Consider the following 12,826-nt stretch of genomic DNA (forward strand, 5'->3'; position numbering starts at 1 on the left):
ATGTGGCGGATTCCCGCGAGCACGCCATCGGCATGGGCGCCAATGCGGCGGCCATCGCATATGTGGAACTACGGCTGCCTGACGGCTCCAGCCTGTTCGGCGTGGGCATCGACAAGAACATCGTCACGGCCTCGCTCAAGGCGGTGATTTCCGGCGTCAACAGGGCGCTAAAAAAGAGCTAGACGGGGCACGGCGGGCGATGTACTTACCGCCCTGTCGGCTCCGGTCATGCGGGGCCGAACGTCCTTCAAGGGCGGGCGATTAGCTCAGGTGGTAGAGCAGCTGACTCTTAATCAGCGGGTCGAAGGTTCGAGTCCTTCATCGCCCACCAAGGAAATCAACACGTTACGCCACTCACTGTTAGAACGCATGCGGAACATGGGAGGGATTTGGGAGAAACAATGTCTCTCACGCCCGGTTTTTCTCTCACGGTCTCTCTCAATCCTCCCTGCTGACATCCAGCACCATGGCCGGAATGAAGGTGCTGCGGGATGCGTCGCCGATGTCGCGGCGGCTGCCCGGTGCGCGCGATAGATGACGATGGAAACCGTCAGTGAGGCAAGACTTGATGCCCGAACAAGGATTATGCACGCTTTCCGGAAGACCTGATTGTAAAAATAGCGGAAGGTCCAGGCGGACACGCAAACTCCGCCGGTTGGTTCAAGGCGAGGCTTTCCCAGTCCGGCGCAAGCTCATATGGCCGCTGACCGCCACAAATGTCCCGGGAGTCAATCGTCAGGCGCACCAAAAGATTAAGTGCCGGCTTCTGTTGCCAGGCGCCGGCGAGCCCCGCCTTAAGCGGCTAAGCCCAAGGACTTTGATTTCGGTTGCTCAGACTGCTTACGCAGCCACCGCGACCGGAGCATAGTTGTCGTTGGCAACTATATGTTTAGCCCGATAACGTCGGAACCATCACGGGCAAAAAGCAACCCTTTACACCCTCGTCGATCCTGGTTCGCCCCCATCACAGGCCGCCGTTCAGCGGCGGTCTGTGGTGGAGGCGCCGGGTACTGCCCCCGGGTCCGAATGGTTTATTACGATCACCGTTTATCGCCATAGTCATGCCTTGCGGCGTGACAGCCCGAATATAGGGACCGGCCCCGGCGAAGGAAAGGGAAACTTGGTTCTCCGCCCGCTTTGTGTCGCCCGGCGGAATCGTCTAGGCTCACCCCATGAAGCAGTACCACGACCTCATGCGGCATGTGCGCCAGCACGGACACCGCAAGGACGACCGAACCGGAACCGGCACGCTCTCGGTCTTCGGCTGGCAGAGCCGTTATGACCTGAGCCACGGCTTTCCGCTGGTGACGACCAAGAAGCTGCACCTGCGGTCGATCATTCATGAGCTTCTGTGGTTCATCCGCGGCGACACCAATGTTCAGTATCTCCGCGACAACAAGGTCACCATCTGGGACGAGTGGGCGGACGCCAATGGCGAGCTCGGCCCCGTCTATGGCGCCCAGTGGCGCTCCTGGCCCGCGCGTGACGGGTCCGCCATCGACCAGCTCTCGGACGTGATCGCGCGGATCAGGAAAAACCCGGATTCGCGCCGCCTCATTGTCACGGCCTGGAACCCGGCGGATGTGGACCGCATGGCGCTGCCGCCCTGCCACTGCCTGTTCCAGTTCTATGTGGCGGGCGGCAAGCTCTCCTGCCAGCTCTATCAGCGGTCGGCGGACATCTTCCTCGGCGTGCCCTTCAACATCGCGTCCTATGCGCTGCTCACCCACATGGTGGCGCATGTGACGGGGCTGAAACCGGGCGACTTCATCCACACGCTGGGCGACGCGCATCTCTACCTCAACCACATCGAACAGGCGGACGAGCAGCTGACGCGCGAGCCGCTCGCCTTGCCGCGCCTTGTGATCAGGCGCGACGTGAGGGACATCACCGGTTTCCGCTTCGAGGATTTCGAGATCGTCAATTACCAGCCGCACCCCCACATTGCCGCACGCGTGGCCGTATGAGGTGGCTGGGCGAGGATTTCTCGGGCGGTTTCTTCCGCCGCCTTTATGCGCCGTCGAACCCGGCGGGGCTGTGGTATGCGCTGATGGCTGCGGCGGCGTTGTTGTCGGTTTACCTGCTGCTGCCGCTGGTCGCCGTGTTGGCCTTCGCGTGGGCGGACAGGCTCGACCCCACCGCCTCGCATGACGTCACCAAGCTGGCGCTGGTCTCGCTTCTGCCGGTGGCGCTGCTCGTGGCGGGGATGGCCTGGTGGCTGGCGAACTTGCGCGGCGGCCGCGCCGCCCAGGTGCTGAGCCTGCGCAGGCCACAGCTCGGGTGGCTGGGCTGGGTGGCGCTCGTCGTCTGCTTCATGCTGGCGATGTATGCGGCGATCTCCGCGATCGCCGCCGTCTTCGACATCGACGGATCGCAATACACGCCAGGTCCTGACGGACAGTCGCCCAAGACCGGTTCAGCGGGCACGGTGAAGGAGGCGATGTTCGACCTCGCCAACGAGCCATGGCTCTTCGCGCTGGTGTTTCCCTCGGTCACCATCGGCGCGTCGCTGGCCGAGGAGGCGATCTTCCGCGGCCAGCTGTTTTCGGCCCTGTCGCAGACCAGGCTCGGCGTGGCCGGGGCCACATTGCTCACTGCGCTGATGTGGTCACTGCTGCACTTCTCGGAGACGTGGCTGTCAATCGGGCTCATTTTCGTCATGGGCCTGATCTTCGGCTACCTGATCTACCGGTTCGGCAGCCTGTGGGTGACCATCGCCTGCCACGGCATCTGGAACGGCCTCAATGCGCTGCTTATCTTCTTCGTCTTGGGTGGCGGGCCGTGAGCCTTGAGGTCCGCGCGGCGCGGCCAGGGGAGGAGGGGCTGGTGCTGGGCTTCATCCGCAAGCTGGCGGAATATGAGAAGCTGGCGCATGAGGTGACGGCCACCGGGGCAGGCCTGCGCGAGGCGCTGTTCGGGCCCGCCCCGCGCTGCCATTGCGACCTCGCCTTCTGGAACGGCGAGCCGGCGGGCTTTGCGCTGTGGTTCTACAATTTTTCCACCTTCGCCGGAAAGGCGGGCATCTATCTCGAGGATCTGTTCGTCGAACCCCACCTGCGCGGCAGGGGCATCGGCAAGGCGCTGCTGAAAACACTCGCGCGGCGCTGCGTGGCCGAGGGCCTGCCGCGGCTTCAATGGTGGGTGCTGGACTGGAACGAACCTTCGATCGCCGTCTATAGATCGCTCGGCGCAAAGCCCATGGACGAATGGACGGTGTTCCGCGTTACGGGCTCCGAACTGGAAGCGCTGGCGTCATGACCATCACCATCCGCCCTGCCGTGGCGGGCGACGGCCCGGTCCTCATCGCCATGGTGCGCGAACTTGCCGTGCACCACAGCTATGAGGCATATTTCACGGCGGCGCCCGAGGACTATGAGCGGTTCCTCGCCGACCCCCATGCCATCAATGGCGCCATCATCGCGGAGTGGAACGGCGTGCCCGCAGGCTGCGCCACCTGGCAGCGCAGCTATTCCACCTTCTCAGGCCGCGAAGGCATCTACCTGGAGGACATCTCCGTGCTGCCGGCCTTCCGCCGGAAGGGTATCGCGACCGCGCTTCTTAAGGCGGTGGCCAAACTGGCGGTGGCGCGCAAGGCCGATGCCGTGAAGTGGCTGATGATGGGGTGGAACACCGACGCCCGCAAACTCTATGAGGCTGCGGGGGCCTGCATCGAGGACGGCAACTGCTTCTGCAAGCTTTCGGAGGAAGCACTCGAGAGGCTTGCCTCATGATTTCCTATGTCGCCGCGGTGTCGAAGAATGGCGTCATCGGCCGCGAGGGTGGGCTTCCCTGGCACATCTCCTCCGACCTCAAGCGCTTCAGGGACATCACCATGGGCAAGCCCGTGGTGATGGGGCGCAAGACCTGGGAGAGCCTGCCGCGCAGGCCGCTTCCCGGCCGCCGCAACATCGTCATCACGCGGCGGAGGGATTTCGCGTCCGAAGGGGCCGAGGTGGCCGCCTCCCCGGAGGAAGCGCTCCGCCTCTGCGCCGGTGTGCCGGAGATGGCGGTGATCGGCGGCGGCGAGATCTACCGCCTGTTCTGGCCGCTGGTCGACCGGCTCTACCTCACCGAGGTTGACCTCGAGGTCGATGGCGACACGCATTTCCCGGCGGTTTCGCCGGGGGAATGGCGTGAGACGGAGCGCGAGCTGCACCTCAAGGCTGAGCGTGACACCGCCTCCTTCACCCTCCGCATTCTCGACCGGATGACAAAAAAGTGAGGTGCTTCCGCGCCGTGGACATTCCGGCAGGGGCTTCCTATATCGACCGAAACGCGTGACGCGACATCAGAACAGCAAGGGTGAATTGAATGCCGTGGAATTCCGAAGGCGGTGGCGGTGGTGGCCAGGGTCCCTGGGGGCAGGGGCCATGGGGACAGGGAGGCGGGCCGCGCCGTCCGAACACGGGCGGCGGCCGCGGCCCCAATCCGCCCGACCTTGAGGAATTGATCCGCAAGGGTCAGGACAAGTTGAAGCAGGTGCTGCCGCAGGGCGGCGGCGGGTCCTTCGGCTGGCTTCTCGCGGTCGGCTTCGCCGCCGTCGTGGTCATCTTCAACAGCATCTACCAGGTCCAGCCGGACGAGCGCGGCGTGGTGCTGCGCTTCGGCACCTTCAACCGCATCGCCGAGCCCGGCCTGCACTTCGCCCTGTGGCCCGTCGAGACCATGGAGCGGCCCAAGGTCGGCGCCGTGCGCCAGATCAACATCGGCAGCGACGGCGACGACGGCCAGATGCTGACCTCCGACAAGAACATCATCAACGTGCCCTTCTCGGTGTTTTGGCGCATCAACAACGCCAAGGACTTCCTGTTCAACGTCGCCGATCAGGAGCAGGTGATCTCCGCTGTGTCGCAGAGTGCGATGCGCGAGGTGGTGGGTCAGACCCGCGCCCAGGTCATCCTGACCACGGGCAAGAACACCGTCGAGGCGCAGGTCGTGGAGATCACCCAGAAGCTGCTCGACGAATATGGCGCGGGCGTCACTCTGTCATCCGTCAACCTCGGCAACGTGCAGCCGCCAGGCCAGGTGGCCGATGCCTTTGCCGAAGTCGTGCGCGCCGGCCAGAACCAGCAGCAGCTGATCAACCAGGCCGAACAGTACCGGAACCAGAAATATCGCCAGACCGACGGTGACGCGGCGAAGCTGATCGAGGACGCCAACGCCTACAAGGCCGCGACCGTTGCCGAGGCGCAGGGCGAGGCGGCGCGTTTCCTCTCGGTCTATGAGCAGTACAAGAACGCCAGGGACGTGACGCGCGAACGCATCTTCCTCGAAACCATGGAGAACGTGCTCGGCGGCGCCAACAAGGTGATTGTCGAGCCGGGGGCGGGCGGCCAGGGTGTGGTGCCTTACCTTCCGCTTCCGGAAGTCAAGGCCCGTTCGGGCGCGGCGCAGAACTGAGCGGGAGGACAGCCATGAACAGCACGACCAAAACCATTCTCGCTGTCACTGCGATCGCCGCAGCGGTTCTCTTCTACCTCTCCTATTTCGTGGTGGACCAGAAGCACAAGGCGCTTGTCCTGCGCTTCGGCGATATCGACCGCGTGGTGGAGGAGCCGGGCCTCTATTTCAAGCTGCCCTTCGCCGACACGGTGACGCTGATCGACAACCGCATCCAGATCTGGGAGAACAACGGTCGTCCGGTGCAGGACGTGGCCTCGCAGGTCTATATCGTCGATGCCTTCACGCTCGCCCGCATCAACAATGCGCGGCTGTTCCGCGAGACTCTGGGGGCCGACATGATGCAGGCCGAACAGCGCGTCGGCGCCAGGCTCGATGCTGCCCTGCGCCAGACCTATGGCCGGCGCTCCTTCGACGCCGCGCTGTCGTCCGACCGCGCCGCGATGATGCGCGAGATCCGCGATCAGCTGCGCGAGGAGGCGGATGCGCTGGGCATCGAGATCGTCGATGTCCGCGTGCGCCGCACCGATCTCTCCAGCAACGTCCTGGAGCAGACCTATGACCGCATGAAGTCGGAGCGCAACGCGCTGGCCCAGGATATCCGCTCGCAGGGCGAATCGACGAAAACCCGCATGAACGCCGAAACCGACCGAACGGTGACCGAGAAGCTGGCGCTGGCCAAGAAGGAAGCGGAAATACTCCGCGGCCAGGGCGATGCCGATCGCAACAAAGTGTTTGCCGAAGCCTTTGAGCAGGACCCGGAATTCTTCGCCTTCTACCGCTCGATGCAGGCCTACCAGAAGGCGCTGGGCGGCGGCACCACCATGGTTCTGAGCCCCAACTCGGAGTTCTTCCGCTACTTCAGCGATCAGAAGGCGGGTGGCTCCACGGCGCCACAGCCTGTCCCGGTTCCGGCCCCGGCCCAGCCGGCCCAGTGATGCCGGCCCAGTGATGCTGGCCCATGTGTTGTTGGCCCTCGGTCTCGTTCTCGTGATCGAGGGTCTTCTTTATGCCTTGGTTCCCGGTCAACTGAAGGCCATGATGCAGTCGGTGTGCAGGCTTTCGGACGATCAGTTGCGTATCGGGGGCGTTGCCGCCATGGCCGCCGGGGTGTTGACGGTGTGGCTTGTGAACGCGGCGATGTTCTGAGACGGGTTTCGAGGAGGTTGGAGATGAGCGGCAAGATCGTGACGGTTCGCAGCTTCGTGCTGGCGGCGGGTATCGGCATGCTGGCGGCGGGGGCCGTGCAGGCGCAGACGTCGACGCAGCCGGCGCAGGACCTCACCGCCACGACGTTGCAGGAGCTTCCCTCCGTCGCGGACCTCGCCGACCGGCTGCTGCCCGCCGTGGTCGAGATCACCATCGAATCGGGCAGCGGCAGCGAAGGGTCCGATACGCCGGACAGCCAGCAGGACACGCCCGACACGCCGCCCGGCAATTCGCCGGGTTCCGGGAATCCGGATGACCCCAGCAATCCCTTCAAGGATTTCTTCGACGAGTTCCTGAAGCGCGGACAGGGCGGCGATCAGCCGAAACAGAAGATGACCTCCATGGGCTCGGGTTTTGTGATCGACGCGTCCGGCATCATCGTCACCAACAATCACGTGGTGGAAGGCGCGGAGTCGATCGAAGTCCACTTTCACGATGACACCATCCTGAAGGCCGAACTCGTGGGCCGCGATCCCAAGACCGACCTTGCGGTGATCCGGGTGAAGCCCAAGAAGCCCCTGCCCACCGTCGGCTTCGGCGACAGCGACAAGCTGCGCGTGGGCGAATGGGTGATGGCCATCGGCAATCCCTTCGGGCTCGGCGGCTCGGTCTCGCTCGGCATCGTCTCGGCCCGGAACCGCGATATCAATGCGGGGCCTTACGACGACTTCATCCAGACCGATGCCGCCATCAACAAGGGCAATTCCGGCGGCCCGCTGTTCAATTTGAAGGGCGAGGTGATGGGCATCAACACGGCGATCTTCTCGCCGTCGGGCGGCTCCATCGGCATCGGCTTTGCGGTGCCGTCCAACACCGCGAAGAACGTCATCAACCAGCTGATCCAGTATGGCGAGACCAGGCGCGGCTGGCTCGGCGTCAAGATTCAGGCGGTCACCGACGAGATCGCCGAGTCGCTTGCCCTCGACAACACCCATGGCGCGCTGGTGGCGGACATTACGGCGGGAGGCCCGGCCGAGAAGGCTGGCCTCCAGCCTGGCGACATCGTCATCGAGTTCAACGGTCGCCCGGTGAACGCCATGCGCGACCTGCCCAAGATCGTGGCCGAAACGCCGATCGGCGGAAAGGTGCCTCTCAAGGTGCTGCGCAAGGGCAAGGAAGTGGCGCTCACCGCAGAGGTGGGCCGGCTGGAGGATGGCGAGAAGATGGCGGACGCCTCGGGCGCCGCGAAACCGCAGCCTGCGGCTCCCGCCGTCGTCACCGTGCTCGGCATGACGCTCACCTCGATCACCGACGAGCTGCGCACCAAGTTCGGCATTGACAAGGACCTGAAGGGCGCCGTCATCACCGAAGTGGCCAAGGACGGTGCGGCCGCCGACAAGCGCCTCGAACCGGGCGATGTCATCACGGAGGCCGGCGAACAGGACGTTCAGGGTGCGGCGGATATTGCGACGCGCGTCGAGGAGGCGAGGAAGGCCGGCAAGAACTCGGTCCTGCTTCTGATCGCCAAAGGCGGCAAGCCCGGCGAAATGCGCTTCATCGCGTTGAAGCTGAAATAAACCGGAACAAGGCGTCACCCCGGCGAAGGCCGGGGCCCAGCTTTGGTTCAGCAGGCGCGGAGAGAAAACTGGGTCCCGGCTTTCGCCGGGATGACGGCTTTAAGGGAGTTGAGGCCCCACAAACTCCGCCTTCTCATACCCCTGAAGATAAAGCACCGCCGTCAGGTCGCCGTGGTTCACGCGGAGCTTCGCCAGGGCCTGCACCTGCGGCTTCGCGTGCAGCGCCACGCCCATGCCCGCCTCGCCGATCATCGCGAGGTCGTTTGCCCCGTCGCCCACCGCCAGCGCATCGGCCGTTGAAATCCCCAGCCGCGCTGAAATGCGCCTGAGCGCATCGAGCTTCGCCTGCTGGCCGAGGATGGGGCTGTCCACCTCGCCCGTGAGCAGCCCGTCCGCCACGATCAGCCCGTTCGCCTGATGTTCATCGAAACCCAGCGCCCCGGCGACCTTCGACGTGAAGGGCGTGAAGCCGCCGGAGACGAGCGCGGTGTGGGCGCCGTTCGCCTTCATGGTGGCGACCAGCGTCTTCGCGCCCGGCATGAGGCTGATCCGTTCACGGAGGATCGTGTCGATGATGCCGGTGTCAAGCCCCTTCAAGAGCCTCACCCGCTCCCTCAGCGCGTCCTCGAAGTCCAGCTCGCCCCGCATGGCGCGCGCCGTGATCTGCTTGATGCGCTCGCCCGCTCCGGCGGCAACGCCCAGCTCGTCGATGCATTCCTGCTCGATCATGGTCGAGTCCATGTCGGCGACAAGCAGGCGCTTGCGGCGGTTTGCCACCGGCACGAGATTGGCGTCGAGGGGCAGGGCGGCGATGGCCGCCAGGAAATCGTCCCGGCCCGCGAAGTCCGGAACCTCCAGCGCCTCGCCCTCCGCCAGCCAGCGCGGCGCGCCTGCCCCGAAGCCGCGCAGCATCCCGGTGACGTTCGCGCCGATTGCACCCGAGCCCGGGGCTGCTATGAGGACGAGAACGCAATCCATATGACCGCCAGAGACGAGAAACGCGCGCTGCTTATTGCAGGCCCCACCGCCAGCGGCAAGTCCGCCCTGGCGCTGGAGAAGGCTGCGGCGCTGAACGGCGTAATCGTCAATGCCGATGCGCTGCAGGTCTATGCGCCGCTGCGCATCCTTTCCGCCCGCCCCACGGCGCAGGAGGAGGCCCTGGCGCCGCACCGCCTCTATGGCCATATCGGCGCGGAGCAGCCTTGCTCGGTGGCAAGCTGGCTCGCCGGGGCCCGCCGCGAGATGGACGCCGCGTGGGAACAGGGCCTTCTCCCCATTATCACCGGCGGCACCGGCCTTTATTTCCGCGCGCTCGAACAGGGCCTCGCTCCCGTGCCGCCGATCCCCAATGAGGTGCGCAGCCACTGGCGCAGTTTCACCGGCGATCACCACGCCGAACTTGCCCGCCGCGATCCCGCCATGGCCGCGAAGCTCCAGCCCGCCGACCGCCAGCGCATCACGCGGGCTCTCGAAGTCATCGACGCCACCGGCCGCTCCCTGCTTGACTGGCAAAGGCAAGGCCAGGACAAGGCCCCGCTCGCCGGCGTCCGCGTCGACCGCATTTTCATGGATGTTCCGCGCGCCGAGCTCCACGCCCGCGCCGAGGCCCGCTTCGACGCCATGATCGCCGCCGGCGCACTGGACGAGGCCCGCGCTCTCATGCACCTCGATCCCGAACTCCCCGTCATGAAGGCCATCGGCCTGCCGGAGCTCATCGCGCATCTGAAAGGCGAGATCACGCTGGAGGAGTCCGTCACACAGGCCAAGGCCGCCACCCGCCAATACATCAAGCGCCAGATCATCTGGTGGCGCGGGCAGATGCGGCACTGGAGCTGATGATGGCCTCCTTTCGCCCAGTCCCCTTGACGCCGCCCCTCCACCCCCGTAGAGAAGTCGTCCATGAACATCATTCTTGTAGTAGGACCGCGCAGCGCCGGGGGAGCTTAGGCTTCCAGGAACTGGCGGTGCTGCGCGGAAATCAGGCTCCCTTGGGGGCCTTTTTTATTGCCGGAGTGACAAATCGCGTGTTTTACGACCGCAAATGCTGAAGAGGTGAGTGACATGGCCACGAACGAGATGACAGGCGCCGAAATGGTGCTGAAGGCGCTGCAGGACCAGGGGGTCGACACCGTGTTCGGCTATCCGGGCGGCGCCGTGCTTCCGATCTATGACGAGATCTTCCAGCAGGAGAAGGTGGAGCACATTCTTGTCCGCCATGAGCAGGGGGCGACCCATGCCGCGGAAGGCTATGCCCGCTCGACCGGCAAGTGCGGCGTCGTGCTGGTCACGTCGGGCCCCGGCGCCACCAATGCGGTGACGGGCCTCACCGATGCGCTCCTGGATTCCATTCCCATGGTCTGCATCACCGGCCAGGTGCCGACCCACCTGATCGGCTCCGACGCCTTCCAGGAATGCGACACGGTCGGCATCACCAGGCCCTGCACCAAGCACAATTACCTGGTGAAGGACGTGAACGACCTCGCGCGCGTCCTGCACGAGGCCTTTTATGTCGCGACCCATGGCCGCCCCGGCCCGGTCGTCGTCGATATTCCGAAGGACGTGCAGTTCGCCAGGGGCCGCTATGTCGGCCCGAGGAACATCGAGCACAAGACCTACCGCCCGCAGGTCAAGGCCGATCAGAACGCCATCCGCGCCGCGGTGGAACTGATCGCCACGGCGAAGCGCCCGATCCTCTACACCGGCGGCGGCGTCATCAACTCAGGTCCCACAGCGTCTAAGCTGCTGCGCGATTTCGTGGCGATGACCAACATTCCCATCACCTCGACCCTGATGGGGCTGGGCGCCTATCCGGCATCTGGCGGCAACTGGCTCGGCATGCTGGGCATGCACGGCATGTACGAGGCCAACATGGCCATGCATGACTGCGACGTGATGATCTGCGTGGGTGCCCGCTTCGACGACCGCATCACCGGCCGTCTCAACGCCTTCTCCCCCAATTCGAAGAAGATCCACATCGACATCGATCCATCCTCCATCAACAAGACGGTGCGCGTCGATGTGCCGGTCATCGCCGACGTCGCGCACGCGCTGGAAGACATGATCCGCGTCTGGAAGTCCAGGTCCGTGACCCTGGACAGGAAGGCCCTCGACGCCTGGTGGAAGCAAATCAACAGCTGGCGCGCCAGGGACTGCCTGAAATACCCGGCCAACGCCGACGTCATCATGCCGCAATATGCCGTCGAACGGCTGTATGAACTGACGAGGGACAAGAACACCTACATCACCACCGAGGTGGGCCAGCACCAGATGTGGGCGGCACAGTTCTACCGCTTCGAGGAGCCGAACCGCTGGATGACCTCCGGAGGCCTCGGCACCATGGGCTATGGCCTTCCCGCCGCGGTCGGCGTGCAGCGGGCGCACCCGGATGCCCTTGTCATCGACATCGCGGGCGACGCTTCGGTGCTGATGACCATGCAGGAGATGTCGACGGCGGTCCAGTATGAGCTGCCCGTCAAGATTTTCATTCTCAACAACCAGTACATGGGCATGGTGCGCCAGTGGCAGCAGCTCCTGCACGGCAACCGCCTGTCGCACTCCTACACCGAGGCGCTTCCCGATTTCGTGAAGCTGGCAGAGGCCTATGGCTGTGTGGGCATGCGCGCCACCAAGCCCGCGGAGCTCGACGATGCGATCAAGGAAATGATCAAGGTCAAGCGCCCGGTGATCTTCGACTGCCGGGTGGCGGCCCTCGCCAACTGCTTCCCGATGATCCCCTCGGGCAAGGCGCATAACGAGATGATCCTGGGCGAGGACGTGGCCGACGCGGATGTCGGCTCGGTCATCGACGCCAAGGGCAAGATGCTGGTTTAAGCGAGGAGACAAGACACATGAACGCACATCTTCAGCCCTCGGGCTCGGCCTATTTCCTCGACAATGCCAAGCCGCTGATCGAAACCCACACGCTCGCCGTGATCGTCGACAACGAGCCGGGTGTGCTCGCCCGCGTCATCGGCCTGTTCTCCGGCCGCGGCTACAACATCGAGTCGCTCACCGTGTCGGAGACCCAGCACGAAAAGCACGTCTCGCGCATCACCATCGTGACCAGCGGCACGCCCGTGGTGATCGAGCAGATCAAGAACCAGCTTGGCCGCATGGTGCCGGTGCACTCGGTGGCGGACCTCACCGTCCAGGGCAACGCGCTCACCCGCGAGCTCGCCATGGTCAAGGTCTCCGGCGCGGGCGAGAAGCGCGTCGAGGCGCTGCGCCTGGCGGACGCCTTCCGCGCCCGCGTCATCGATGCCGGCACGACAAGCTTTATCTTCGAGATCACGGGGAAGACCGACAAGGTGGAGCAGTTCATCTCCCTCATGGTGCCCCTCGGCCTCGTCGAAGTGGCGCGCACGGGCGTGGCGGGCATCACCCGCGGACCCGAGGGGATGAAGGTGTAGGGCATGATCCGCAAAGGCGTGACGACTTTTGCTCCACCTCCTTATTTGGTCGCAATTCTGGCGGTCACCCGGTGTCCGCTTGACCTGAAAATGCGTAAAAAATTATAGTTTAGAGCGGCGGGCGGTCAATTGACTCCATTAGGATTTCCTTCCCCCTCGTGGGGAGGGGCAGGGGCGGGGGGCCCAGGAGTCCAATTCTCAAAGACCTGAGCCCGGGGACCCCCACCCTTAATCCCTCCCCACAAGGGGGAGGGAAAAGACCCCGATTCTGCATGACCGCCCGGCGCTCTA

At 64.7% G+C, this 12,826-nt stretch carries 14 protein-coding genes, 1 tRNA gene and 1 other RNA gene; 14 read left to right on the forward strand and 2 right to left on the reverse strand.

Going from position 1 to position 12,826, the window contains the following annotated elements; translation table 11 throughout:
- Together IOC69_RS03765 and IOC69_RS03770 are read left to right on the forward strand one after the other, a co-directional pair.
- Positions 1-182 (forward strand): alpha-isopropylmalate synthase regulatory domain-containing protein (locus tag IOC69_RS03765; protein WP_290542196.1); only part of this gene is annotated, 182 nt, incomplete at its 5' end.
- A gap of 73 nt (positions 183-255) precedes the next feature.
- Positions 256-331: transfer RNA gene (locus IOC69_RS03770), tRNA-Lys, on the forward strand.
- A 424-nt stretch (positions 332-755) separates the two neighbouring features.
- Here the strand turns inward: IOC69_RS03770 and ssrA are convergent.
- Positions 756-1,117, reverse strand: a transfer-messenger RNA (tmRNA) gene (gene ssrA, locus IOC69_RS03775).
- Positions 1,118-1,172: 55 nt separating this feature from the next.
- Here ssrA and IOC69_RS03780 point away from each other — a divergent pair.
- The 9 genes from IOC69_RS03780 (at position 1,173) to IOC69_RS03820 (ending at position 8,126) form a co-directional block, all read left to right on the forward strand.
- Complete coding sequence (locus IOC69_RS03780) at positions 1,173-1,967, forward strand: thymidylate synthase (RefSeq protein ID WP_290542197.1); 795 nt, start codon at positions 1,173-1,175, stop codon at positions 1,965-1,967.
- Complete coding sequence (locus IOC69_RS03785) at positions 1,964-2,785, forward strand: CPBP family intramembrane glutamic endopeptidase (RefSeq protein WP_290542198.1); 822 nt, start codon at positions 1,964-1,966, stop codon at positions 2,783-2,785. Before IOC69_RS03780 ends, IOC69_RS03785 begins: the two co-directional genes overlap by 4 nt.
- Complete coding sequence (locus tag IOC69_RS03790) at positions 2,782-3,258, forward strand: GNAT family N-acetyltransferase (RefSeq protein ID WP_290542199.1); 477 nt, start codon at positions 2,782-2,784, stop codon at positions 3,256-3,258. Before IOC69_RS03785 ends, IOC69_RS03790 begins: the two co-directional genes overlap by 4 nt.
- A complete protein-coding gene (locus tag IOC69_RS03795) occupies positions 3,255-3,731 on the forward strand; it encodes a GNAT family N-acetyltransferase (RefSeq protein WP_290542200.1) in 477 nt (158 codons plus the stop codon). The genes IOC69_RS03790 and IOC69_RS03795 overlap by 4 nt, the downstream gene beginning before the upstream one ends.
- Entirely contained in the window at positions 3,728-4,222 is a 495-nt protein-coding gene (locus IOC69_RS03800) for a dihydrofolate reductase (protein WP_290542201.1), read from the forward strand. The genes IOC69_RS03795 and IOC69_RS03800 overlap by 4 nt, the downstream gene beginning before the upstream one ends.
- Before the next feature lie 89 nt (positions 4,223-4,311).
- Positions 4,312-5,400 carry an FtsH protease activity modulator HflK gene (gene hflK / locus IOC69_RS03805; protein ID WP_290542202.1) on the forward strand — a complete coding sequence of 363 codons (1,089 nt, stop codon included), beginning with the start codon at positions 4,312-4,314 and terminating at the stop codon, positions 5,398-5,400.
- Positions 5,401-5,414: 14 nt separating this feature from the next.
- Positions 5,415-6,338 carry a protease modulator HflC gene (hflC, locus tag IOC69_RS03810; protein WP_290542203.1) on the forward strand — a complete coding sequence of 308 codons (924 nt, stop codon included), beginning with the start codon at positions 5,415-5,417 and terminating at the stop codon, positions 6,336-6,338.
- Positions 6,339-6,351: 13 nt separating this feature from the next.
- Positions 6,352-6,549 carry a DUF2065 domain-containing protein gene (locus tag IOC69_RS03815; RefSeq protein WP_366935498.1) on the forward strand — a complete coding sequence of 66 codons (198 nt, stop codon included), beginning with the start codon at positions 6,352-6,354 and terminating at the stop codon, positions 6,547-6,549.
- Between the two features lie 23 nt (positions 6,550-6,572).
- Positions 6,573-8,126 (forward strand): DegQ family serine endoprotease, encoded by a 1,554-nt coding sequence (locus tag IOC69_RS03820; RefSeq protein ID WP_290542204.1) that lies wholly within the window; start codon positions 6,573-6,575, stop codon positions 8,124-8,126.
- 99 nt (positions 8,127-8,225) lie between these two features.
- Here the strand turns inward: IOC69_RS03820 and serB are convergent, their stop codons facing one another.
- Positions 8,226-9,104 carry a phosphoserine phosphatase SerB gene (serB, locus tag IOC69_RS03825; protein ID WP_290542205.1) on the reverse strand — a complete coding sequence of 293 codons (879 nt, stop codon included), beginning with the start codon at positions 9,102-9,104 and terminating at the stop codon, positions 8,226-8,228.
- On the opposite strand from serB, the gene miaA reads away from it, so the two are divergent.
- The 3 genes from miaA (at position 9,105) to ilvN (ending at position 12,535) form a co-directional block, all read left to right on the forward strand.
- A complete protein-coding gene (miaA, locus tag IOC69_RS03830; RefSeq protein WP_290542206.1) occupies positions 9,105-9,962 on the forward strand; it encodes a tRNA (adenosine(37)-N6)-dimethylallyltransferase MiaA in 858 nt (285 codons plus the stop codon).
- Positions 9,963-10,187: 225 nt separating this feature from the next.
- The gene (locus IOC69_RS03835) at positions 10,188-11,957 is read left to right on the forward strand and encodes an acetolactate synthase 3 large subunit (RefSeq protein ID WP_290542207.1); all 1,770 of its coding nucleotides are present in this window, start codon (positions 10,188-10,190) and stop codon (positions 11,955-11,957) included.
- 17 nt (positions 11,958-11,974) lie between these two features.
- Positions 11,975-12,535: an acetolactate synthase small subunit gene (gene ilvN, locus IOC69_RS03840; protein WP_290542208.1), complete on the forward strand. Its 561-nt coding sequence runs from the start codon at positions 11,975-11,977 to the stop codon at positions 12,533-12,535.
- Positions 12,536-12,826: the final 291 nt, after the last annotated feature.

This window comes from Aestuariivirga sp. (genome assembly GCF_020252405.1).
Classification (GTDB): Bacteria; Pseudomonadota; Alphaproteobacteria; order Rhizobiales; family Aestuariivirgaceae; genus Aestuariivirga.